Annotated in this window: 24 protein-coding genes; 5 read left to right on the top strand and 19 right to left on the bottom strand. The window is 44.2% G+C overall.

From position 1 onward, the window contains the following. The 8 genes from ACFQ2J_RS02595 to ACFQ2J_RS02560 form a co-directional block, all read right to left on the bottom strand. Positions 1 to 1,923, bottom strand: a complete 1,923-nt coding sequence (locus tag ACFQ2J_RS02595) for a stage V sporulation protein D (protein WP_386056310.1) — start codon at positions 1,921 to 1,923, stop codon at positions 1 to 3. A gap of 76 nt (positions 1,924 to 1,999) precedes the next feature. After that, entirely contained in the window at positions 2,000 to 4,216 is a 2,217-nt protein-coding gene (locus ACFQ2J_RS02590) for a penicillin-binding protein (RefSeq protein ID WP_386056308.1), read from the bottom strand. A 49-nt stretch (positions 4,217 to 4,265) separates the two neighbouring features. Then, positions 4,266 to 4,634, bottom strand: coding sequence for a cell division protein FtsL (gene ftsL, locus ACFQ2J_RS02585; RefSeq protein WP_386056306.1), 369 nt, complete (start codon positions 4,632 to 4,634; stop codon positions 4,266 to 4,268). Beyond that, a complete protein-coding gene (gene rsmH / locus ACFQ2J_RS02580; protein ID WP_386056304.1) occupies positions 4,631 to 5,611 on the bottom strand; it encodes a 16S rRNA (cytosine(1402)-N(4))-methyltransferase RsmH in 981 nt (326 codons plus the stop codon). The genes ftsL and rsmH overlap by 4 nt, the downstream gene beginning before the upstream one ends. Before the next feature lie 18 nt (positions 5,612 to 5,629). Then, positions 5,630 to 6,061 (bottom strand): division/cell wall cluster transcriptional repressor MraZ, encoded by a 432-nt coding sequence (gene mraZ / locus ACFQ2J_RS02575; protein ID WP_386056302.1) that lies wholly within the window; start codon positions 6,059 to 6,061, stop codon positions 5,630 to 5,632. 180 nt (positions 6,062 to 6,241) lie between these two features. Further along, positions 6,242 to 7,867 carry a bacillithiol biosynthesis cysteine-adding enzyme BshC gene (gene bshC / locus ACFQ2J_RS02570; protein ID WP_386056301.1) on the bottom strand — a complete coding sequence of 542 codons (1,626 nt, stop codon included), beginning with the start codon at positions 7,865 to 7,867 and terminating at the stop codon, positions 6,242 to 6,244. Positions 7,868 to 7,949: 82 nt separating this feature from the next. Continuing rightward, positions 7,950 to 8,333: a DUF3397 domain-containing protein gene (locus tag ACFQ2J_RS02565; protein WP_386056299.1), complete on the bottom strand. Its 384-nt coding sequence runs from the start codon at positions 8,331 to 8,333 to the stop codon at positions 7,950 to 7,952. Further along, entirely contained in the window at positions 8,330 to 9,208 is an 879-nt protein-coding gene (locus tag ACFQ2J_RS02560; RefSeq protein ID WP_386056297.1) for a 2-dehydropantoate 2-reductase, read from the bottom strand. Before ACFQ2J_RS02560 ends, ACFQ2J_RS02565 begins: the two co-directional genes overlap by 4 nt. A 161-nt stretch (positions 9,209 to 9,369) precedes the next feature. Between ACFQ2J_RS02560 and ACFQ2J_RS02555 the strand changes: the two genes are divergently transcribed. Beyond that, entirely contained in the window at positions 9,370 to 9,855 is a 486-nt protein-coding gene (locus ACFQ2J_RS02555) for an N-acetyltransferase (protein WP_386058312.1), read from the top strand. A 77-nt stretch (positions 9,856 to 9,932) separates the two neighbouring features. On the opposite strand, the gene ACFQ2J_RS02550 is transcribed toward ACFQ2J_RS02555, so the two are convergent. The 4 genes from ACFQ2J_RS02550 to ACFQ2J_RS02535 all read right to left on the bottom strand — a co-directional run bounded on the left by ACFQ2J_RS02550 (position 9,933) and on the right by ACFQ2J_RS02535 (position 12,337). Continuing rightward, a complete protein-coding gene (locus tag ACFQ2J_RS02550) occupies positions 9,933 to 10,409 on the bottom strand; it encodes an RsfA family transcriptional regulator (RefSeq protein ID WP_386056295.1) in 477 nt (158 codons plus the stop codon). Positions 10,410 to 10,473: 64 nt separating this feature from the next. Next, positions 10,474 to 11,250: an enoyl-CoA hydratase/isomerase family protein gene (locus ACFQ2J_RS02545; RefSeq protein WP_386056293.1), complete on the bottom strand. Its 777-nt coding sequence runs from the start codon at positions 11,248 to 11,250 to the stop codon at positions 10,474 to 10,476. Positions 11,251 to 11,594: 344 nt separating this feature from the next. Then, the gene (gene rpmF, locus ACFQ2J_RS02540; protein ID WP_386056291.1) at positions 11,595 to 11,768 is read right to left on the bottom strand and encodes a 50S ribosomal protein L32; all 174 of its coding nucleotides are present in this window, start codon (positions 11,766 to 11,768) and stop codon (positions 11,595 to 11,597) included. Positions 11,769 to 11,815: 47 nt separating this feature from the next. Beyond that, on the bottom strand, positions 11,816 to 12,337 hold the full coding sequence (locus ACFQ2J_RS02535; RefSeq protein ID WP_386056290.1) for a YceD family protein: 522 nt from the start codon (positions 12,335 to 12,337) through the stop codon (positions 11,816 to 11,818). A 201-nt stretch (positions 12,338 to 12,538) separates the two neighbouring features. Between ACFQ2J_RS02535 and ACFQ2J_RS02530 the strand changes: the two genes are divergently transcribed. Then, positions 12,539 to 13,783, top strand: coding sequence for a nucleotidyltransferase (locus ACFQ2J_RS02530; RefSeq protein WP_386056288.1), 1,245 nt, complete (start codon positions 12,539 to 12,541; stop codon positions 13,781 to 13,783). An 89-nt stretch (positions 13,784 to 13,872) separates the two neighbouring features. Here the strand turns inward: ACFQ2J_RS02530 and ACFQ2J_RS02525 are convergent, their stop codons facing one another. Together ACFQ2J_RS02525 and ACFQ2J_RS02520 are read right to left on the bottom strand one after the other, a co-directional pair. Then, positions 13,873 to 14,898, bottom strand: a complete 1,026-nt coding sequence (locus tag ACFQ2J_RS02525) for a SepM family pheromone-processing serine protease (protein WP_386056286.1) — start codon at positions 14,896 to 14,898, stop codon at positions 13,873 to 13,875. Position 14,899: 1 nt separating this feature from the next. Further along, entirely contained in the window at positions 14,900 to 15,682 is a 783-nt protein-coding gene (locus ACFQ2J_RS02520; protein ID WP_386056284.1) for a patatin-like phospholipase family protein, read from the bottom strand. Between the two features lie 170 nt (positions 15,683 to 15,852). Between ACFQ2J_RS02520 and ylbJ the strand changes: the two genes are divergently transcribed. Next, positions 15,853 to 17,055 (top strand): sporulation integral membrane protein YlbJ, encoded by a 1,203-nt coding sequence (gene ylbJ / locus ACFQ2J_RS02515; RefSeq protein ID WP_386056282.1) that lies wholly within the window; start codon positions 15,853 to 15,855, stop codon positions 17,053 to 17,055. 66 nt (positions 17,056 to 17,121) lie between these two features. On the opposite strand, the gene coaD is transcribed toward ylbJ, so the two are convergent. The 3 genes from coaD to ACFQ2J_RS02500 form a co-directional block, all read right to left on the bottom strand. Beyond that, a complete protein-coding gene (gene coaD / locus ACFQ2J_RS02510; RefSeq protein ID WP_386056280.1) occupies positions 17,122 to 17,601 on the bottom strand; it encodes a pantetheine-phosphate adenylyltransferase in 480 nt (159 codons plus the stop codon). Positions 17,602 to 17,614: 13 nt separating this feature from the next. Then, on the bottom strand, positions 17,615 to 18,163 hold the full coding sequence (rsmD, locus tag ACFQ2J_RS02505; protein WP_386058309.1) for a 16S rRNA (guanine(966)-N(2))-methyltransferase RsmD: 549 nt from the start codon (positions 18,161 to 18,163) through the stop codon (positions 17,615 to 17,617). 337 nt (positions 18,164 to 18,500) lie between these two features. After that, on the bottom strand, positions 18,501 to 19,916 hold the full coding sequence (locus ACFQ2J_RS02500) for a hypothetical protein (protein WP_386056278.1): 1,416 nt from the start codon (positions 19,914 to 19,916) through the stop codon (positions 18,501 to 18,503). A 139-nt stretch (positions 19,917 to 20,055) separates the two neighbouring features. Between ACFQ2J_RS02500 and ACFQ2J_RS02495 the strand changes: the two genes are divergently transcribed. After that, positions 20,056 to 20,445, top strand: coding sequence for a DUF7147 family protein (locus ACFQ2J_RS02495; protein WP_386056277.1), 390 nt, complete (start codon positions 20,056 to 20,058; stop codon positions 20,443 to 20,445). A 67-nt stretch (positions 20,446 to 20,512) separates the two neighbouring features. On the opposite strand, the gene ACFQ2J_RS02490 is transcribed toward ACFQ2J_RS02495, so the two are convergent. Beyond that, positions 20,513 to 20,788, bottom strand: coding sequence for a YlbG family protein (locus ACFQ2J_RS02490; RefSeq protein WP_386056276.1), 276 nt, complete (start codon positions 20,786 to 20,788; stop codon positions 20,513 to 20,515). A gap of 152 nt (positions 20,789 to 20,940) precedes the next feature. Between ACFQ2J_RS02490 and ACFQ2J_RS02485 the strand changes: the two genes are divergently transcribed. Beyond that, the gene (locus tag ACFQ2J_RS02485; RefSeq protein WP_386056274.1) at positions 20,941 to 21,270 is read left to right on the top strand and encodes a hypothetical protein; all 330 of its coding nucleotides are present in this window, start codon (positions 20,941 to 20,943) and stop codon (positions 21,268 to 21,270) included. A 4-nt stretch (positions 21,271 to 21,274) separates the two neighbouring features. On the opposite strand, the gene ACFQ2J_RS02480 is transcribed toward ACFQ2J_RS02485, so the two are convergent. Then, on the bottom strand, positions 21,275 to 21,715 hold the full coding sequence (locus ACFQ2J_RS02480) for a YlbF family regulator (protein WP_386056273.1): 441 nt from the start codon (positions 21,713 to 21,715) through the stop codon (positions 21,275 to 21,277). Between the last annotated feature and the right edge of the window lie 39 nt (positions 21,716 to 21,754).

Genomic DNA, 21,754 nt, shown 5'->3' with positions numbered 1-21,754 from the left:
TTACTCCCCTAAAAGGATCCTCACTGTCGAACCCATTTCGACTTTCTCGCCGGGTGCTGGGGCCTGTTGGAGCACCTTATCCCCTGTACCACTAGCTTCAATGTTCAAATCGACAAGATAGGTCTGGAGCTCTTTCTTTTCAAGTCCTACAAGATCAGGCACCTGGACCAGCGGTTGTTCAGGCCAGGCATACTCTTTTTCAATACCATCCTTCCGCTTCTCTACACCGAGCGCACTGAGGGTATCCTCCATGATATTGCCTACGATCGGAGCAGCGACGACACCACCGAATTGCACCGTATTCTTCGGATTATCGATTGCCAGATAGACGACGATTTCAGGGTCATCTGCTGGGGCGAAGCCGATGAAAGAGACGATATGGTTATTGCTCATATATTTTCCATCGTCCCCGACTTTCTGTGCAGTACCTGTCTTACCTCCCACACGATATCCTTCTACATAGGCACCTCTACCGGTCCCTTGAGCGACTACACTTTCCAATGCGTGTCGTATTTCCTTGGATGTCGAATCACTGATGACTCTCCTTTTCATCTTAGGTTCATTCTTCTCAAGTACTTCTCCCGACACAGGGTCAAGCCAAGCCTCCTGGATGTAAGGTTCATAAAGGTAACCACCATTGACTGCAGCAGCAACAGCCATCACCTGTTGAATCGGAGTCACGGAAACCCCTTGGCCAAAAGCAGTGGTAGCGAGCTCTACCGGACCTACATTTTCTTCCTTGAATAGTATCCCTTTCCCTTCTCCCTGCAAATCTATCCCTGTTTTTTGACCAAATCCAAAGTCTTTTATATAGGAAAAGAGTTTTTCTTTACCAAGTCGCTCCCCAAGGTTAACGAAACCGGGGTTACAAGAATTCTGAACTACTTCAAGGTAGCTTTGACTGCCATGCCCACCACGCTTCCAGCAATGCAGTGTCGCTCCATCCACTTTGATCGCACCGGAATCATGGAAATGATCGTCTTCCAAATCTACCAGCCCTTCCTCGAGCGCTGATGCGAGTGTGATGATTTTGAATGTGGAACCCGGCTCATACGTGCTCCATACAGGAAGGTTACGGTCATAGACGGAAGGTTTCACTTCCTGATATTCAAGAGGATCAAACGTCGGCCTTGAAGACATGCCTAGCACCCTCCCAGTATCGGGATCGACTGCAATTGCGATTGCACCATCCGGCTCATACTTAGCCTCAGCAATGTCCAGTTCTCTTTCAATGATCGTCTGTACCCTTTGATCGATCGTCAACTGAAGGTCAAGACCGTCCTCCGGCTGCTCGTACACATCTGCCATATCGGGCATTTTCTTCCCTTTAGCATCAGAAAAGAATTGAAGGTAGCCTGGTTCCCCACTCAATTCCTCATCATAGTACGCTTCAAGACCCATAAGTCCCTGGTTATCGATCCCTACAAACCCGAGCACATGTGAAAGAAACGCACCGTTCGGATAATACCTTTTAGAATCCTGTGCGATATATACCCCGTCCATCTGGAGGGATTGGATCGCTTTTGCCTGCGCTTCAGATATTTTCCGTCCTTCCGGATGGATCTTTTCGATGGAAATATTTTTGCTTACGTGCTGCAGCGCCTTTTCTTTTGACATACCAAGAATTGCAGACAATTGTGCAGCTGCAGCATCCTTGTCCTTAATTTGTCTAGGGACAACCATTACGGTAGGTGCAGACACATTACCGACCAGCACTTCACCGTTCGTATCCAGGATCTTTCCTCTTTCTGGTTCAAAGGTGATATTCCTGCTCCAGGAATCTTCTGCTTTATTTACAAGGAAATCGGCAAGTACGAATTGCACGTAGCCTAATCTCCCTAAGATGATGCTGAAAACAACGACACACAAAAGAAAAACAGTGACCAATCGTTTTCTTACCGTGACAAGTGATACTCGCTTCATCATTTCGCTCCTTTTTGAGAAAGAGTTAGCTTGTATCACTATATGTCACAGTAAAAACGATTAGAACACTGCTTGGTTACGACGGTTCTTCAGATGAATCCTCCTGCTGTGCCTCTTCTGATTCTGTCTGTTCCGTCTCAGGATCATCCTGGTCAGATTCTACTTCTTCTTCTGTCGAGGAAGGGTGCTTGAACTCAACAGCCAAGTAGTCACCTTTCTTCACATTCGCCCCTTCCTTTACGCTTTGTTTAAATGCATATCCGCTTCCTAATACATCCAGCTTCAAGTCTAGTACATCTGCCAACCCCTGCACTTCACGCGTGGACCAGCCAGTAAGGTCAGGTATTGCCGGCTTATCGGTGACAAGGATGATTCTTCTGCCTGGAAGAACCTTGGTACCTTCATCAGGATAGATTGATGCGACTCGGGTTCCATCTCCAATTACTGTCACCTTTTCAAAATCTTTCGTGAGCTGTGATTTGGCTTTTGAAACGGAGGATCCTTCCAACTCAGGCACTTCGATTGCTTTCACATCATGGTCCTTCGTCTTATCCGGACGGATGTTCAAATAATGCAGACTGTTCTCCATCACTGTTTTGACAATATGGGCGACAGGCTCTGCACCATATTCATTTCCTGCAAGCTTCGGTTGCTTTACTGCTACATAAATGAGCAGTTCTGGATCCTCAACAGGTGCCATTCCCATGAAGGAAAAAATGTAATTATCTTTTCCGGTCATGTACCCTCCACCCTCAGTGTTAGGTATCTGAGCTGTACCTGTCTTTCCTCCCAAAGTATAATCGTTCAATTTATAATGGTTTCCTGTAGCACCTTCACCAGTGATGACGGTGCCTAGTAATTCCCGCATCTGCTTCGCAGTTTTTTCCGATATTGGTGTATCGATGACCTCAGGCTTCGATTCTTTAAGTTTGGCACCACTCTCGCTATCGACAACTTCAGAAAGCACATACGGCTTCATCATCTTCCCACCATTCGCGATGGCACTAGCTGCCGTCAACAATTGGATCGGCGTTGTGGTCGTCCCTTGACCGAACGAAGTCGTCACCTTTTCGCTTTGCCATTCGTACAGGATCCTTCCCTTCAATTCACCCGGTAAGTCAACCCCGGTCTCGCGATTGAAGCCGAACTTGTTCAAATATTGAAGGAATCGTTCCGGACCGAGCTTATCGATTGCAAGTTTGGCTGCTGCTACGTTAGAAGAAAAACGGAATCCTTGATCGAAGGAAATGGAACCCCACCCTTCTCCACCATTGTGATCGCTGATATATTTCCCATCGATGTACTCGTATCTACCGGATTTGAACGCTTCACTTGGGTTGTACACCCCTTCTTCCATCGCAGCCGCCCACGTGAACATCTTCATCGTAGAACCTGGTTCGAACGGATAAGAGATGACATCGTTATACCAGTTTTGTACATTCCCTATATCATTCGGGTTATAGCTTGGACGGTTTCCGAGCGCAAGCACTTCCCCTGTTTTAGGGTCCATGACTGCAGCCATGATTTTCTCAGGTTTATACTGTTCATCCACCTGCGTCATCGCATCTTCAAGGAAGGTTTGGATTTTCTGATCGATGGTCAGTACGACATTTTCCCCATGATCCGGCTCGGTGATGATTTCTTCAGGATCAAGCAGCTTGATTCCGTATTTATCGCGCTTGTAAGAGATTTGCCCTGGTTCACCCTCGAGATATTTGGCCATCTGCTTTTCCATCCCGGTGACTCCAACGATTTTTTCTCCTTCATTCCTTGCGAATCCGATCACATGGGAGGCAAAGGTACCATTAGGGTAATAACGCTTTGACTCCTGTGCAAAAGTGATTCCTGGGAGTTTCAAGTCCGCTATTGCATCCCTTTTCTCCTGTGTCAGGTTCTTTCCGGAATTACCGAACTCTACCTGGAATCTACCATTGCTGATGCCTTCTTCGATTCGTTCACGGATGGACGCTTCTTCCATATTTAATAAAGGAGCCAGCAATTCCGCCGTTTTTTCAGGGTCGGTTACATGCTTAGGCTCCTCAAGATTTTTCGAATATTCTTCATCGACAATCGCCTGGAGTTTGAATGTCGGTCGATCATAAGCGAGGATCATTCCATTCTGATCCAGGATTCTTCCCCGATCGGCATCGATGCTGTATGCGCTTGTCCTTTTTGTATCTGCCCACTCATTCAAATCAACGCCCTGGACAACTCCTGAAGACTCGATATACAAGAATCTTCCGAGTAAAAGCAGGAACAACGCAGCAAACAGCATTCCCCATATTTTCGCCATCACATGGGTGCTTCTGCTCTTTCTCATATACGCTCAGCCCTTCATAGGATTAATTCGCAAATGTAGATGCTTGTTTCACTTCCGCATTTTGGATTTTCAATCCGTTTTCTTTTGCAATTTTAAGAATCCGATCAGGGTTGCTCAATTCTTTCACTTGATATTCAAGTGTTTCGTTCTGGCTCTTCTGTACCTGTATTTCTTTTTCTACACTTTGAATTTCACGATTCAAACCGTCAGTGGAGGAGGAAAGGTTGATCATGAACACAGATGCTACCGCTACAACACCAGTAACGATCGTGTAAAGGAATTTTTCTCCCTTGGATACCCACCGCTTCTTATGTACTTTGACTTTCGTCTGTCTCTTTGGTTCTGTCATCTGTTCGTGCTGCTGGTACTGTCTGACTTGCTCAAGACTCATATTCGTTTCCACCCTTCTTCATAATGAAATTCTTCAGACCACTCTTTTATCTTTTCTACGATTCTAAGCTTTGCCGATCTTGACCTGCGGTTATCCTCAAGCTCCTCTTCGTTCGCAACTACCGGTTTTCTCGTCACCATTTTGAATGGAGGCAGCTTCTCTTCCGGTATGATTGGAATATTCTTGGGAATCGGAGGGTTGGTGCTCCACTTCTTGAAAGCCTGCTTGCAAATCCGGTCCTCAAGAGAGTGAAACGTAATCACAGCAATTCTTCCATTGAGATCGACTACTCTTGCAGCCTGATGCAAGGCATCATAGAAGACTTCCAATTCTTTGTTGACAGCAATTCGGATAGCCTGGAAAATACGTTTCGCAGGATGCCCTCCCTTACGCCTTGCAGGAGCGGGAATAGCTTCTTTAATGATATCCACAAGCTCATAGGTCGTTTCGATCCGCTTATCTTTCCGCTTCGCTTCTATATTTCTGGCAATTTGTTTGGAGAATTTCTCTTCCCCATATTTAAAAAAGATTTTAACTAACTCTTCATAGGTCCACTCGTTAATGACTTGATCCGCAGAAAAATCATCCTGCTGATTCATCCGCATATCCAAAGGTGCATCATGCTGATAGCTGAACCCTCTTTCCTTGACGTCCAGCTGCGGGCTTGAAACCCCTAAATCGAAAAGGATTCCATCCACTTTTTCTATTCCATGTTCAGACAACTTCTCTTCCAATTGCCTGAAATTTGCATGGATGAAAGTAACATGCCCTTCATATTTGGATAATCTAGACTTGGCAGCTTCAAGCGCCATTTCATCCTGATCAAAGGCGATCAGTCTACCATTCTGGTTCAAACGACGGCAGATTTCTTCCGAATGGCCGCCGCCACCTAGCGTACAATCTACATATGTACCCTCAGGGTCAATATTTAATCCTTCAATCGTTTCGTTTTTCAATACACTGTAATGTTCAAACATAGTAAGCTCCCGCCTTTATCAAATATCAAAGTCCATCATGTTCTCAGCAATTTCAGAGAAAGAGTCTTCAGACGCTTCAAAATAATCGTCCCACTGATCCTTCGCCCAAAATTCAATTCTGTTGGAGACTCCGATTACAACACATTCTTTCTCCAGCTTCGCGAAGTTTCTGAGGGGTTGGGCAATATTTATCCTTCCCTGCTTGTCCACTTCACATTCAACTGCGCCTGAGAAGAAGAATCGGGTGAAGGCACGGGCATCCTTCTTGGTTAGGGGGAGTTTCTTCAACTTTTCTTCAAGCAGCTTCCACTCTGTTTCCGGGTAAGCGAATAAACAGTGATCTAGACCTCGTGTGAGTACGAACTTCTCACCAAGCCCCTCCCTGAATTTAGCGGGAACAATTATTCGCCCTTTTGTATCAATGTTATGTTGAAATTCACCCATGAACATAGAGTTTCCCCCACCTTTTAAAATAGCTTACCACATCCCCCCACTTTTCACCACTTATTTTTAAGAATTCGCTCCACCACAAAAAGAATCCTGCTCAAATGAGCAGGATTCACAAGAAAAATATCTTGTTATATCAACGTTTTTCGCAGTTTCATGCAAATGGTGGGGAGTGGTGGGGGATCATAGGTAGACCCCGTAATGGGAAGCTTCAGAAGATAGTCGATGTTTGACGACTTCCTGAAAAATCCCCCATCCATAAGTATTGATAAAAGGAAGGACTCCCCACATTCGCTCCTGCAATCCTCCCTCGGGATGCAGGTGCACAGATAGATGATCGAACTTCTTCAATTCTCTTTCATGTTTTTCTTCCATTGCATGAGCCATTCGCTGACCTAGAAATTCCACTTCACGGAATAAATGAAATAAATTCTTTTCAGCCAAAGCACCTAAATCATCTCTGATGGTACCTGCTTTCTTACGGAGCGGCTCATGGATTCGTTCCAGCTCCAACTTCACTTGGTCGATAGACTGCTCAAGCGGCGGATAATTCTGCGACATGAGCCAAGCCGACTTATGGTAACCTGTTCCATTCAAGATGATTTCCTTGATGCTCAGCTGAAACTCACTGGCATATTTCACTGTTTTACGGTCAATCCACGTAAATGAAAGCCTTGGTACAATCGGCGGCATTTTAAGGTTCATCACACCGAAAGAGGCTTTAAGTACAGACCAGTAACTGATTTCACCGGGTCCTCCGATAAATGCCAAGGTAGGGAATACGAGCTCCTGCATAATTGGACGGGTTACGACGTTATTGCTCAACTTTTCCGGCTCGTTACGAGCAATGTCAAGAAGTTCTTCTCTAGTGAACGCCACCTCATGCTGCTTACCGATATACTTGCCCTCTTCATCCCGTACCAGAAGAATTCGTTCTCCATCCAAATGGTAAAAAAGGTGCGCATCGTTCAACTCACTATCCAGAGCGACAGGGAACCCTTGCAATGCACTCTCATGGCATGAAGCATACACCCCACGCGCTATATTTTCATTATTTTCAATCATGCGTACGAAATGGCCAGACTCCATCTCCCGTAATTCCGGGTGATTGGAATCGATCAATACGATACCTTCCTCATTAAAAAGTCGATAGATGACTTTCACAAAAAAATCGACATAGGAAGTAGCATCCTCAATCATTGCTTCCAGTTCACGATGAATATCTTTCGTGAAAGCTGTCTCTTCAAGCTCAGCAAATACGCGGTCAAGCCATTCCTTTGTGACAGCTTTATCGAGCTGGACATCACTTACCGGGTACTTACGCTCGACCCTTTGTGCCGTCTGAATCTTTTTCATTCTGTTATCCGTACGCTGCATTAGATGATTGACTTCCGCGAAGTCGTGATCTTCCCCTGCAACCCAAAATACGGGGACGACTGGAACACGAAGATTTTCTTCCGCTTGCTTTGCATAGTGAAGAATTGAAATGACTTTATGAACAGAATATAGAGGGCCGGTCATCAATCCTGCCTGCTGCCCACCGACTACTGCAACTGTTTGCCGATCAGCCAGTTTATGAATGTTTTCGATGGTTGAAGATGGCGCTTGCCAACTTTTGTTCATATCAGTCAAGACGCGGACAAGTGAATCCCGGTCATGGTCCATTTCACTTAAGTCCTTGAGTCTCTGTTCCTGTGACTCTATTGCGAAAGGATGATAATCAAATTTATCTGCAACTGACTCGTAATCTTTCAAATAGGCTGTTACGAGCCGATTTCTATTGTCTATTTCCATTGGATCTATTCGCATGTGTGAATGTCTCCTTTATCATCTATGAATATGTATCTTTATGTATTGTACAAAAAAGAAGACAGAAGTTCACATATTATGTTCACAGGGCTAAAAGTTCCATGGTCAATCCGTAAACACTAAGACCGATATAGACGGTAAGGAAGAGAAGAAAGTTGAATCTCCAAAACCGCTTGAAAGCACGTAGTACATGAACATCTTCCGTCTTATTGAATTGTATTATGAGGGCCGCCCCAAACGTGATCAGCAGAAACAGGAGGATCCACCCGATATAAGAGGTTCCAAACAACACTGTACAAAGCAGATCGACAGACAGGATGAACAGAATCGTCATAACATTGACCGTTTTATGAATCGCCTTCCATTTGTGACGATATATCTTCCTAGTGACGAAATAGACGAGCAGCATGAACGGAATCGGCAGAGTAACCAGTGCTGCATATAGGTACATAAATCCATCAATCATTCACTTCTACTCCTTTGTCCTTCTTTCGCCTTGATGGCGTGATAGGCGAAACGGATATTCGGGTGTTTTTTCGTTGCTCTTTCCATTAAATAGCCTAGGATAGCATCGACTTCTGTCCGCCTTCCCTCTTGGATGTCTTTCGCCATTGATGAAAGGTTTGCAGCAGTGAGCCTGACTACTTCCATGACTCTATCCCACTCTTCATCAAATGAAAGCTGCAATACTTCGCACGCCTCTTCCCCAATCATGTAGGCAAGCTTCTTAAGATGAGGGTCTTCCGCGATCCGTCCATTCTCCACTTCAAACAAGGCAGTCAAGGGGTTGATTACAGTATTGACCACTAACTTCTTCGCCAGCAGCTGGTAGAAATCCTCCATAAATTGGATTGGAAAATCAGGTGCAGATAGCTCTTTCACTTTATACATGCTGATGTTTGAAGCACGATAAGGGGCAACTTTCAAAACCCCTTTTCCTGTATGATTAACAATTGTATCCGTGACACGCATGGCACCATGCTCCATCACCCCTACAATTGCCTGGTGGTTCTCGAGCCTGTCTATCGCTTCTAAATGCCCCATTCCATTTTGGAGAAAAACGAGAGGGATATCGAAATCCAGCTGATCTAACAACGGAATCAATTCGTCAAGGTGGTATTGTTTGACACAAACAAACATCAAATCATGCCTGTCCCAGTCTCCGAACATTTTACTTGCGACACGGGTGGTACGATTCGATTCTGACAGGGAAACTCCCTCTTCTTTAATGGCTTGAAGCTGTTCGCAACGTCGTACATAGATCGTGACATCATGGTCTTTTCCCAATAATGATGAAAGCAGCAATCCGATTGCTCCCCCACCTATAATACCGATTCTCATAGCCTATCCCTCCGGCTGTCTGCTTCTATTTAACTATTGTAGCAAAAAATCGCAGGAGGTAGATACTGGAGAACTGAATAATTATTCAATTGTTCATTTCATTCTGAAAATTTTTATATTATAATGTGGATTAGAGATAAAGAAAGGGGAAATGCATCGTGATGGATACATTGAAGGTGGAACGCCTTTTGGTAAACTACAAGACACTTGAAGAGTTCAAGCGTTTTAAAGAATACGGAAACCAAGAGTTGTCCATGCTGGATGACCTTGAAAATAACATAGTAGAAAACGATAGTGAGTCTCCGTTTTTCGGAATCTTCTTTGGAAACGCTTTAGTTGCGAGGATGAGCCTTTACAAAGTGGATAAAAAATACGATCAGTATTTCAATCCCCCTCAGAATTACGTGGAATTATGGAAACTTGAGGTATTACCCGATTATCAGGGGCAAGGGCTCGGGAAAGCACTCGTAGATTTTGCTAAGAGCTATGACCTCCCTATAAAAACGAACCCTCGTATCAAATCGCACGGGTTCTGGGAAAAGATGGGCTTCCAAAAAGCCCACTATGAAGTGGAACGTGACTTGGGGGAAAATCCATTGATTTGGATGCCATCGGGTGTCACTGAAAAAGAAATCGTCCAGGATTGATCTTTAAATAAATGAAGCCGCGCTAATGTACCGATAGCGAGGCTTTTTTTATTGGCTTGAATGCTGAAGGAAGCTGTTCAACGATTCAAAGACTTCTCCTCATTCACGACCCAGGCCATCATTTTTTCGACTTCTTCCCAGGCAGACTGATAGCGGACAAGCATCCGTTTCAATGTTTTATTTTCTTCCTGGAGTAGTTCGAGTTTCGTTTTTATTTCCGGTAATTCATCGGCAGAGTGTTGTTTCTCTTTCATGCTTGTCAGAAGCCAAATTGCATCATCCAATGACATGGCATCCTGTGCTTTATTCTCAGCAGGTTCTTTTATCTGCCGCTTCTTTCTTTCTGACTTAGCGGTTTCTATGGCACGTTGATAATGTTTCCGGACATTCGCATTCCACCTGAAACCGCATGCAGCAGGTGTCCGCTCCAGCTTTTCCGCTACTTCCTTGAAGCCTTCCAGCTGTGTCTTACCTTGCCTGATGCAACGTAAAACAGTTTCTGCCAACAGAAGGTCTTCATCTTCCTTCCAGGCATCCTGACGGGTCAAATCCATCTCATCCCTCCTCTATTGTTTGTTAATAAGTATGCAAACAAGAAGGATGATAGAATCAAGCGGCCTATTTTTCTTTTCTATTTTCCATAAACGTTCGGACGGCCCGTTTATGTTCTTCGGATTCCCATAGTTTTGAACACACCCTTACTTCCTCATCCATCATGCTAGACAAAGATAGGATCGATAGCCTTTGATTATACTGATGTTTCCAGGCTCGCAACTGTGTAATAGATTTGTTCAAAAGGTCTTTCAATAGAAGAGCTGCCTCATTCATTTGGCTGGATTCAATCACTTCATGGACCCAACCGACTTGAAAGGCTTTTTCAGTGGTGTACATCGTGGATTCCGCCAACCACTTAAAAGCAAGCTCCGGTCTTATTTTTTCATAAAGCAACGCACCTCCGCCCCATCCCGGAGCGATGCCGAGCTTTCCTTGGATAAAGCCGAAGGATGAACCATTCACTGCATATCTGAAGTCACAGGCTGTCGCGATTTCACAGCCGCCACCTCTTGCTTGACCATTTAACAATGCAATCGTCGGTAGTGGGAAAGAAGCCAGTTGATAGACTACTTCTTTCATTGGATAGAGCATTTGGAAGGCTTCTCCTGCGGACATTTCTCCATGGAAATCATGCAGATCTCCACCTGAACAGAATGCCCTCTCTCCAGCACCGGTAAGGACAAGGCATTTCAAATTCTCTTCCTGCTTCGCCTGTTCAAATGCCTCTTTCAATTCCTTAACCATCCCCTTAGAAACTGCATTCATTTTTTCTGGACGATTCAAGGTGATCGTAAGTAAACCAATCTCATTCATTTCGTATGTAATCGTAGAAAAATCCATCTTTACTACTCCTTTATTTTCATTTACATGATTGATTGAAGAACCATTTACTCTGTCCTTAGATAAAGTTTGATGAATTTGACAACTACCCTTATGTTGCGTTCGCCTATTTCTATATGGTGATTGGTAAACAGCGAGACTTCCGTGGGAGAAGGAGGTAGGCTAGATCCCGCAGGGCAAATGCCCGAGGAAGCTTGCCAGTTCCCCCACAGAAAAGCGAGTTGTTTACCAATTACCATTAACTTAATACGGTAACGCCTTACACATAAGGCTTGACTTGGAAATATAGCAGATTTTTTTCAAAAAAAAGATGCCTGAATAGGATTCAGACATCTTCTCAGCAATTATTGTTCAACCACTTGCTTTCCATCATACTGTCCACAAGATTTGCAAACATGGTGTGGCTTCGTGTACTCACCACAGTTTGAGCATTCAACCATACCAGGTACATGAAGTTTCTTGTGAGTACGACGTTGGTTTTTGACTTTTTTAGAAGTTCTTCTCTTTGGTACTGCCATGTTCTACACCCCCTTTAATGCGATTGAAAATCTCTATAGCGATTTTCTCAATTTTGTTTTTCATCATCGAGCAATGATTGAAGTTTAGCCATGCGAGGATCGATTTTCTTTTCCTCTGGTTCTTCTGTAACCAGTTGCCATCCTTTACCTTCTTGTGGTGCCTTCTCGTATGCCTCATCATTTTCAGAGAACACACGCATCGGAACCTCCAATAATACATTTTCCTTGATATAAGGCGTCAAGTCAAGCATTTCTCCATCAACCGGATGAACTTCTGATTCATCTTCTTCCTCGTAATAACGGGAAGTGGAGAAAACTTCAACGGCATCTACATGGAATCGATACTCTACATCAACGAGTGTCCGTGCACATGGAAGCGTCATGACTCCATCCACAGTGAAGACGAAAGTGACTTCCTCACCCTGTGTAGTCGCATATCCTTTGACATGGACCGGAGGGATGTGACGGATGTCGTTGTTCATTTCTTCTAGTTCGCTGATATCTACATGATCATCAAATTCAAACGGTTCTTGACCAGTCTGTTTGAGTTTCTGTAGAGGAAATTTCATATTCATCACCTCATGGCAACAAGAGTTATTGTAAATATATTTTACTCTTTTGTCAATATTTTTTCTTTACAGCCTTACTTTTTCACATAACTGGTGCTTCATACATTTCATATTCTACTAAGATAACATATAATGAAGGTTATTGACGAATGAAATTCATTGACGAAACCTCCCAGTATCTTTCCTAAACGATTTACGACAATGATAAGGAGTGATGTTGTGAAAGCATGTGGTTTAATTGTGGAGTACAACCCTTTTCATAATGGGCACTTACACCACCTTGAAGCTTCCAGGGAACACTCGGGGGCTGAATGTATGATTGCTGTTATGAGCAGTCAATTCCTTCAGCGCGGGGAACCCTCGATCATGGATAAATGGCACCGGGCATCTGCTGCACTTGCTTCAGGAGTGGATCTTGTCGTTGAACTTCCACACTTGTTTGCAGTTGAACATAGCGATTACTTCAGTAAAGGCGCAGTCCTGACCTTAAGGGAACTTGGTGTAGACGCAATCTGTTTCGGGAGTGAGCATGGCGACATCCAGTCGTTTAAAAATGCTGTCACTACATACCTTCAGCAACAGCATACCTTCGATTCAGCTTTGAAGAAAGGATTGGCAGGCGGCCTCTCTTTTCCAGATGCAGCCAAAGGCGCGTATGAATATATCGGACTTACCGGGGAAATGGATACAGTGGACCTTTCCCAGCCGAACAACATTCTTGGATTCGGGTATGTAAAGCAGATTCTCAACCATTCGCCTGAAATCGCCCCCCTGACGATCAAACGGATACAATCGCATTACCATGATGAAACGATCGATAGTAATATCGCCAGTGCGACCAGCATCCGGAAGGAATTGTTCCTTGGCGACCAGATGACGGAGCTCGCAAAAGCATCGATGCCTGAGTCCACGACAGAACTGCTGCAACGATATAAGCAGCATACAGGCAGCTGGCATGATTGGGAACGTTACTTTCCTCTCCTTCACTACAAGCTTTTGACAATGAGTCCATCTGAATTAAGAGAGATCCATACAGTTGATGAAGGTCTGGAGTACAGGTTGAAAAAAGCCGTGACAGATGTGGATTCTTTTCATGCACTGATGGAACAGGTGAAAACGAAGCGCTACACATGGACGAGGCTTCAACGGATGTTCGTTCATATTATTTGTAATACGAAGAAAAAAGATGCCTCGGATTTATTGTCCCTCGACCGGATGCCCTATGTCAGAGTGTTGGGTATGAATGACGTCGGCCAACGGTATTTACGTTCGATAAAAAAAGACATGGATGTTCCACTGGTCACTCAACTGCAGCAGCTTGACCATCCTCTTCTCAACGTTGAGGAACGTGCTTCTGGGGCTTACTATAGTGCGTTGCAAGGTGAGAAAAAGAACACTTTGCTTAAACAAGAATTGCAGCCTCCAATCAGGATTGGACAACAATGAAAATCAAGTGCGCAACCGCCTAACACCGAGAAGCTAAAGAATATCAAAAAGAGGAGACCGTCTGCTGGTCTCCTCTTCTTTATAAGATATTAAGCTTTTCCATCCAGTTCTTCCAAATAGTTCAATGCGTCTTCGAAATTATCTACAGGAACGATTTTCATCGAGGTTTCAATTTTTTCTGCAGCTGCTTTCGCTTCTTCATAGTTGGAATTGTCTTTTCCACCTTCGTTCGGTGCAAAGAAGATATCACACCCATCTTCGTGAGCTGCTACGACCTTTTTATCGATTCCACCGATCCTTCCTATTTCCCCTTCATAGGAGATGCTCCCTGTCCCAGCAACCTGGTAACCTTTTGTCAGGTCCTCTTCAGTGAGCTGGTCATAGATTTCCAAAGAAAACATCAACCCTGCACTCGGCCCTCCAATTTCACCACTGCTGAAATTGGTCTCCGGATCTACTTCCACATCCCGATCTGTTACGAGCGAGATTCCGACTCCCAACTTTTCTGGTTGTTCTGGAAATTGGGCAAGTGCTACTTCCTTAGTCATCTCTTTCCCACCTCGTTGTAAGGTGAGCTGCACTTTATCTCCAGCTTCTTTTCCTTCCACATATTCAATGAGGTCCTGAGATTTTTCTACCTTGGTATCATCCACTTTGATGATCCTGTCACCAGGCTCCAATTTATCATTTGCAGGCATACCCTCAAGCAGCCCCATGACGTAGACTCCTTTGTAGGTGATTTCAATCTGCTTATCAGCAGCCTCGTATGCGACGACCTTCGCAGCTTCCTGCGAGGACTCCATCATCTGAAGCTGAGCGTGGAAATATTCACTCTCGGATATCCCCTCTGGACGTATTTCCTCCAATGGATAAATCTGATGGAACGGACGTACCATTGCTAATAAGTATTGAATGGGTGTAGCTTGTCCGCCTCTGACAGTGACGAGGTGCATATCCCCTTCACTATCGTATCCACCTTCCACGCTGACAACAGGATTGAGGGCATCTGCAGATCCTGGCTGATAAATATAATATGGTAAACGGAATCCCGTTAGAAATGCTGCAATCAATACAACCATGATTGCTGTAATGATGTAACGTCTGTTCGATTTCATGTCATGTCCCCTTCCAAGCGCCAATCTGTTTCTTAATATCGGGGATTACAGCCTTCGCTGCTTCCTCACCCTTGGTTATGATTTCATCGATATTCGTAAATGCACGTGAACTGAACTGGGAAACGTCGGGTTTGATCATTATATCTGCAGATACTCCCATGTAACTGACAAGTTCATCCTGCATGATATCAATGCTTTGCGTAATGACATCATAAATGGAATTGATGTTCGACTCAGAATCAAAGTGTGCACAATCCACGGCAATCACCAGATCCGCTCCCATCTCCTTCGCTACAGAGACTGGCACACGATCAATCACGCCTCCGTCAATATACAGGCGGTCATCAATACGCTCCGGCACGAAAATCCCTGGAATGCTGATGCTTGCTCTGACAGCTTCCGTTGCCTTTCCAGTCATGAACACCTTCTTGTCACCTGTGTACAGATCGGTAGCTACGATCCCCATAGGAACAACAAAGTCTTCGATGTTTTTATTGAAGGTGAACAGCCGGATATACTCTTTGATCCGATGCCCTTGGATAAAGCCCATTTTCGGCACTGTGAAGTCAAGATAATATTTACGTTTGAACGTATAGGCCAATTTATACATATCATCGATCCGCTGTCCAGCGGCATAGAAAGACCCGACTAATGCACCCATACTGCTTCCTGCGACCAAATCAACAGGTATATCGTTCTCATTCAACACTTTCAGTACACCCAGGTGGGAAAACCCACGCGCTCCTCCTGAACCTAAGGCCAATCCGATTTTGGGACGACTCACAGGCTACATCTCCCCTGATCATAAGTAGGCTATCATTATTTTATGGCATATCACGATGGTCTATGTGCATATCTTAAAAGGACGAACCTATGCTCGTCCTGATTAAATCAATTCTACTATTTAACGTTTTAGAAGTACAGAAATGCGAATGTGCCATAAAGGAGGCTTGTATGAAGTCACAACTGAAATCATTCTTCCTTGCTTCATTTGCCATCTTGTTTGCAGCCGGGCTGATCCGCTTTCCTGATCAGGCACTATCGGCAAGCATTCGTGGTTTGAATATGTGGTGGGAGATCGTTTTCCCATCCTTGTTACCTTTTTTCATCATTTCTGAAATGATGATAGGTTTCGGAGTTGTTACTTTCATAGGTGTACTGTTCGAGCCTGTGATGAGACCCTTGTTCAATGTGCCTGGCTCCGGAAGCTTCGTATGGGCGATGGGAATGGCGAGTGGCTATCCAGCTGGTGCAAAGATAACTGCACGTCTAAGAGAGGAAGGTGAACTTACTAAGCTTGAAGCTGAACGGCTTGTCTCTTTCACGAATGCCTCAAATCCTTTGTTCATCTTTGCAGCCATCGCTGTAGGATTTTTTCAGGATATTGCTCTCGGTATGCTGCTAGCCGCAAGTCATTATATCGGTAATACCCTCGTCGGTCTTGTCATGCGGTTTCACGGTTTGAGAGAAGAAAGGCTATTCAGGAACGAGCGTCGCCCATCTTTTTCTCTGACGCGAGCATTCAAGGAGCTTCATCAAACAAGAATCAAAGATAACCGCCCCTTCGGTAAACTGTTCGGAGATGCTGTTCTCTCCTCCATACAAACATTGCTCATGATCGGTGGGTTCATCATCATTTTTTCGGTATTGAATAAGCTGTTGTTCGTGTCTAACCTGACTGGCTATGTAGCTGGAGTATTCAGGTTAGTCCTCGAAGCCATCCAGCTTCCGGCTGTGCTGAGCATACCGATTTTTTCCGGGTTGATGGAAATTACAATGGGTTCGCAGATGATCTCACAGACAGGGGTCAGCATTTTGTTCGCAGCGATGGCTGTAAGTTTCATCCTTGGTTTCAATGGCCTTTCTGTACAGGCACAGGTTGCAAGCATCCTATCAGAAACCGATGTGCGTTTCTTCCCTTATTTCGTAGGAAGGCTGTTGCATGGTTTATTTGCAAGCATCCTGTGTGTTGTATTGTATAAACCGCTCTACCTGTCTCAGTCCGCTAAGTCCTTGGACGCAATTCCAGTAACATCTTCGCCGAATATGGACATGATGACTACCATTTTCCATTGGATGCAGCAATGGGGACCTCCATTGACCATTGTTACCTTGATGGTCGGCATCATGATTCTTTCTGCAAGGATACAAAAATAGGATGCCATCCAATTCAATTGACGGATGGCATCCTATTGATCATCTTTACAGATTATGTAGAAGAATCTATTCGAACTTCCGTTTCAATGCATCCTCCACTATAGGTGGAACTAAATCAGAAACAGACGCCCGATATTTTGCGACTTCCTTGACCGTGCTTGAGCTTAAGAAGGAATACTGATTGTTCGTCATCATGAAGAACGTTTCAATGTCCTCGTTCAGTTTACGGTTCATGGATGTGATCTGCATCTCGTATTCGAAATCACTGACAGCTCTCAGGCCACGAATGATCGCTTGTGCATTCTTTGATTTAGCATAGTCCATCAAAAGTCCGCTACAAGAATCTACAGACACATTCGGAATATCCTTAGTACTTTCTTTAATCAGATGCAGCCTCTCTTCGACATCAAATAATGGTGACTTGGATTGATTATTGAAGACGGCTACGATGATATGGTCAAAAACTTTCGATCCACGCTGAATGATATCAAGATGTCCATACGTAATCGGATCGAAGCTCCCTGGACATATCGCAAGTCGTGTCATCGTCATTCCCTCCTTACTTATAAATTCCAATGCCGATCGATCCACCGTACACATCCTGTTTTTTCAGTGTAAGTGTCCCCACCTGGTCCGGAAGCTGTTCGTCTGGATCATGTTCACATATGATTAACCCACCATCAGCAAGAAGCTCATGTTCAAGGATACTTTCCATCAATGATGAATAGGATACCTTTTTATATGGTGGATCAAGGAAGATGTAATCAAAGATCAACCCTCTTTTACCAGCTGCTTTCAGTGCTCGGAATGCATCCGTGCGGAAAACTTCAGCACGCTCCTCAAGTTTCAGTTCCTTCAGGTTGGCATAGATCGTCTGAATCGCTTTAGGCTGCTTATCCACGAACACACAGCGCTCCATTCCTCTGCTCAAACCTTCAATACCGAGCCCTCCGCTGCCTGCGAAGAGATCCAGTGCCTGTCCACCTTCAAAGAAAGGACCGATCACATGGAAAAGTGCTTCTTTCACTTTATCTGTTGTGGGCCGGGTCAATCGGTTCGGTACAGGTTTCAATTGTCTTCCCTTATGTTCTCCTGCAATTACTCGCATGTCAATCGACACCTCATTCCAAAGCATTCCCCATTATCCTACCACAAATGCTCTCGTTGAGGAAACTTATCAAACAGTGTAAAAAATTGAAGAAGCCGTTGTATATTTTTTCTTTCCACTGTTCATAATAACCAATGAAGCAGTAAGGGATAACCTGCTGCTTTAGAAGACGGAGAAGGCTTACATCCCCATAAGCTCTTCCTCCGGTTTCTCCTCTCCCTTTGCTTTTTGTTTCTCCCAGATAGAAACAAAAAGGAGGGCTGTCCGATCGTACTTTCCATCTTCGACCTGAATCTGTTTTAGACGGTCGAAATGGTCATGTCCGATCAGGACAGCCCTATTTTTTTGGAATCATGACGATGGCATCTTCGGATTCATTCAAACGGATATCGAACAGGTCCCCAATCAGTTGCTCCCGAATGTAGATCTCTTCATTTACACGGATAATCGCTTCCTCCGTCAATCCAAAGCGTTCTTCATCTGTGATGAACGTTTCGCTTTGCTCATAGAAACGGTAACTTCGATTATCATATTCGACGATGTAGGAGCGGTCTTCAGGAATCGGGATCACTTCCATTCCCGCCGCAGAAGCAACCCCTCCAAGCGGATAGAAACTTTCACCTTCCCGTGATATTGTACGCCATGGAAGGACTTTCTCTTTCCAAACAACTTGTCTCTGGTCGTAAAAATATAAAGGGATCACTTCAGAACTGGCCTGATTCCCTGCAAAGAATGTTGTCGGCATTTGCTTCACCGTACTGAGGGCTTCATCCAACTCATTGACGAATGACTTTTGTTGCACCCCATCGATAAGGAGCGCTTCTAACTGTCCCAACTCCTCATCTCCGAATGCTTTGGTCACCATTTCCGTCATCGTTGACATACGATTCCCTTTTGGCTCATCTGTCGGATGGATAGCATCACTTATGACATGTGCAGCCTGGCGCTCTTCTTCTGTAAGAGGCGTCCATGGATCCGTCAATTCCTGATAGAAAGCCTGATTCGACAGTACTCCGTTACCTATCTCCTCTAAGGAAATACCCTTTTCATTTTCAGATGCAACGATGACTTGATCTTCATATTCGCTTGCAAGCTTTCCCAGCTCCTGAAGCTGTTCGCTCTCTAACTGGCTGGATGAGGGATACAAAAGGACGAATTCATCCTTTTTCCATAGTTTCAAATGGTCGGGGTCATAATGGATCAACGAAGGCGTTCCATGCTCTTTTTTGATCCATCGATAAAAATCAACATATTCCTTGTTGATTGCAGCCTGCTGCAGACCATTCGTCTCCCAAGCCTTCACCCTGTCTCCAACCGCTTTCAACGTAACATCGACCTTTCCCTGGATTCTTTCATCCCCGTTCATAAGCTGAATTGCCCAATCCTTCATGACCAGCTCATCGGGTATGGGAAATTGATAAGTGAAGATCAGTTTACCATTGTTGCCTGTAGTGACAAGCTTTCTCTCTTCTCCATCTTCCAATAGACAGGGTTTATTCAAATCCAATTCACATTTGAAGTCTTTATGTACATCTTCCATGATCAAACTATAAGATTGACCGGGTTCAAGCCCGGAAATCTCTTGGACTATGTGTGCGAGGCCACCTTCTACTTCGATATCGAACTGTTCCTCTACAGTGGGGGCTAATCCTTTTCCGTCTGATGTACTCGAAAACATCGTCCACTGGTAAATCAGAAGCAGCGCTGCCATACCACTCATCACGAGTGATCCCAGCACGAATCCTCTTAACATTCCATTCACCTCTGTCTAATCAACTAGAGCTTTCCTCCATTCTATCATACAAATTTAGCATGAATGGTGGCTCTCCATTCCCTAATTTCTCAATCCGTGCTAGAGTGTATGCTAGATGTATGAAAGGAGATAACGGATTATGATTCAGCGCTTTATAGAACTTGGTAACGGCATGGGGGATTTATATGAACTTATCGAACTAGGAGAGAGGATGCCTTCAAGGGTCGATCGTATGATGGCTCTCCACACCGTTACGAATGATCGAACAATCACATCACTTGTACTCGTAATGAAACCAGCAGGCCAGGATAAATTCCAAGCATTATATATATGCAGGGAAGGTATTCCCAATCCGAACGACCAGCAGACCAAACGGTATGACCTGTTTAAGCAATTGGCAGTGACAATTGAAAAAGAAATTACTGAACTTGTAGTGAAACCTTCAACTGAATTTCATGAAAAGGATCTCTATTACCAGTACCTGGTCGGAATTCTTCGCATGAACAAATATATCCCGCCGCTTCAATAAGCACTTCTTGAATCGGTGAATAAAAAATCCCGGAGAAACGACTGACGGTCGTCTTTCCGGGATTTCATCATATACCCATCTTATAATCGTACTGTTTCGCTTTATCGGGTTTGGAATTTTCATAATCAGTTTTAATATGCGGCTTATGTGATTCAAGCACGCGTGACACGAATGGAAGTCTGTCCAGCTTCACCAGCATTTCATCATAATTATCCTGATTCACGTACAATACAGCATATTTATGTTTTTTGGAAGCGTAGATCAAATGGCCGTGCTTTTTCAACTGCCTTAAATTTTTCATATGTTGAAAATAAATGATGATGCCTTTGCGATGAACAGTCATAATTTTTCCTCACTTTGTATGACATTTATAGACAGTTTAACAAACTTCTGAATATTGGGCAATCGTGACTTGCTCCGTCCCCTACGTTTGAAAACGCCACTCATAGCTCGTACAATGATAAAGAAGTTATAGGAACAGGAGGTACACTTATCATGACTGATCACGAAAAAGCATGGATGAAATTCATTGAGACAATGGACAGTTCAGAAATGGTAGCTGTTTTTGACCATAAAATCATCACCGGTCTACCATTCATCTATATTACTCCTGCAGCTGATGTGACTCAGACAATGATTGAAAGTTTACTGAAACTTTCAGCAGCTACGGCGATGAAAGGAAAACGCCTGACTCTTGCGATGAGTTATGTCCGCAAAAATCAGGCGCAATATGTGTATCGGATACGATTCCTAGTTCCTCAAAGGAAAATGTTCTGCTGTGGCAATCTATGTGACGACTGCATTCGTTTCACGCAGCCATCGTAAATGATCAGGATGCCGCACACCCACAACCGCCACCGGTACCACACCCGCAACCGCTATCCATCAGAGCCATCCCATCGCGTGGAACCTTGATTTGCTCGGAAACACTTTTAGCCAGTTGATTGCTCACTTCATCCAGCAGCTTCTGCAGTTCACGTTCCTTCTTTTTGAACACTGCAACTTTCTCATTCATATCCATCTCTCTTTTGACGGAACGAACTTCTTTCATAATGCTATTATAATCAGGATGATATCTTCCGAAACGTTGTACATCCTCGTAATGTTCTTTTATCTTGGTAAACTTCATGATCAACGCCTGTGCTTCCTCATCGTTCTCCAATTGCTTTTTGGCAACCTGATACTCTTCCATGACATCAGACTGGAGAATGATTTGGCCAATACCTTCGGCACGATCAAGTAAGTCGACGATTTCCAATGTGGCAAGCATATGGTACACCTCCTATTCAATCATATCAGATAGCAGGCA

Source organism: Thalassobacillus hwangdonensis (genome assembly GCF_042675915.1).
Classification (GTDB): Bacteria; Bacillota; Bacilli; order Bacillales; family Halobacillaceae; genus Thalassobacillus_A; species Thalassobacillus_A hwangdonensis.
The sequence above is the reverse complement of the archived record's forward strand: the minus strand, read 5'-3'. Positions and strand labels throughout refer to the sequence as shown.

Excerpts from the sequence above, each read along its gene's own strand:
- ACFQ2J_RS02550 (WP_386056295.1), bottom strand. The coding sequence starts at position 10,409 with ATGGATTTGACCCGTCAGGATGCCTGGAAGGAAGATGAAGACCTTCTG.
- ACFQ2J_RS02565 (WP_386056299.1), bottom strand. The coding sequence starts at position 8,333 with ATGATTGATGGATTTATGTACCTATATGCAGCACTGGTTACTCTGCCG.
- ylbJ (WP_386056282.1), top strand. The coding sequence starts at position 15,853 with ATGAAGTCACAACTGAAATCATTCTTCCTTGCTTCATTTGCCATCTTG.
- ftsL (WP_386056306.1), bottom strand. The coding sequence starts at position 4,634 with ATGAGTCTTGAGCAAGTCAGACAGTACCAGCAGCACGAACAGATGACA.
- ACFQ2J_RS02535 (WP_386056290.1), bottom strand. The coding sequence starts at position 12,337 with ATGAAATTTCCTCTACAGAAACTCAAACAGACTGGTCAAGAACCGTTT.
- rpmF (WP_386056291.1), bottom strand. The coding sequence starts at position 11,768 with ATGGCAGTACCAAAGAGAAGAACTTCTAAAAAAGTCAAAAACCAACGT.
- ACFQ2J_RS02555 (WP_386058312.1), top strand. The coding sequence starts at position 9,370 with ATGGATACATTGAAGGTGGAACGCCTTTTGGTAAACTACAAGACACTT.
- coaD (WP_386056280.1), bottom strand. The coding sequence starts at position 17,601 with ATGACACGACTTGCGATATGTCCAGGGAGCTTCGATCCGATTACGTAT.
- ACFQ2J_RS02530 (WP_386056288.1), top strand. The coding sequence starts at position 12,539 with ATGATAAGGAGTGATGTTGTGAAAGCATGTGGTTTAATTGTGGAGTAC.
- ACFQ2J_RS02490 (WP_386056276.1), bottom strand. The coding sequence starts at position 20,788 with ATGACTGTTCATCGCAAAGGCATCATCATTTATTTTCAACATATGAAA.
- bshC (WP_386056301.1), bottom strand. The coding sequence starts at position 7,867 with ATGCGAATAGATCCAATGGAAATAGACAATAGAAATCGGCTCGTAACA.
- ACFQ2J_RS02485 (WP_386056274.1), top strand. The coding sequence starts at position 20,941 with ATGACTGATCACGAAAAAGCATGGATGAAATTCATTGAGACAATGGAC.
- mraZ (WP_386056302.1), bottom strand. The coding sequence starts at position 6,061 with ATGTTCATGGGTGAATTTCAACATAACATTGATACAAAAGGGCGAATA.
- ACFQ2J_RS02595 (WP_386056310.1), bottom strand. The coding sequence starts at position 1,923 with ATGAAGCGAGTATCACTTGTCACGGTAAGAAAACGATTGGTCACTGTT.
- ACFQ2J_RS02545 (WP_386056293.1), bottom strand. The coding sequence starts at position 11,250 with ATGGATTTTTCTACGATTACATACGAAATGAATGAGATTGGTTTACTT.
- rsmH (WP_386056304.1), bottom strand. The coding sequence starts at position 5,611 with ATGTTTGAACATTACAGTGTATTGAAAAACGAAACGATTGAAGGATTA.
- ACFQ2J_RS02560 (WP_386056297.1), bottom strand. The coding sequence starts at position 9,208 with ATGAGAATCGGTATTATAGGTGGGGGAGCAATCGGATTGCTGCTTTCA.
- ACFQ2J_RS02480 (WP_386056273.1), bottom strand. The coding sequence starts at position 21,715 with ATGCTTGCCACATTGGAAATCGTCGACTTACTTGATCGTGCCGAAGGT.
- ACFQ2J_RS02495 (WP_386056277.1), top strand. The coding sequence starts at position 20,056 with ATGATTCAGCGCTTTATAGAACTTGGTAACGGCATGGGGGATTTATAT.
- ACFQ2J_RS02525 (WP_386056286.1), bottom strand. The coding sequence starts at position 14,898 with ATGAAATCGAACAGACGTTACATCATTACAGCAATCATGGTTGTATTG.
- ACFQ2J_RS02590 (WP_386056308.1), bottom strand. The coding sequence starts at position 4,216 with ATGGCGAAAATATGGGGAATGCTGTTTGCTGCGTTGTTCCTGCTTTTA.
- ACFQ2J_RS02500 (WP_386056278.1), bottom strand. The coding sequence starts at position 19,916 with ATGTTAAGAGGATTCGTGCTGGGATCACTCGTGATGAGTGGTATGGCA.
- rsmD (WP_386058309.1), bottom strand. The coding sequence starts at position 18,163 with ATGCGAGTAATTGCAGGAGAACATAAGGGAAGACAATTGAAACCTGTA.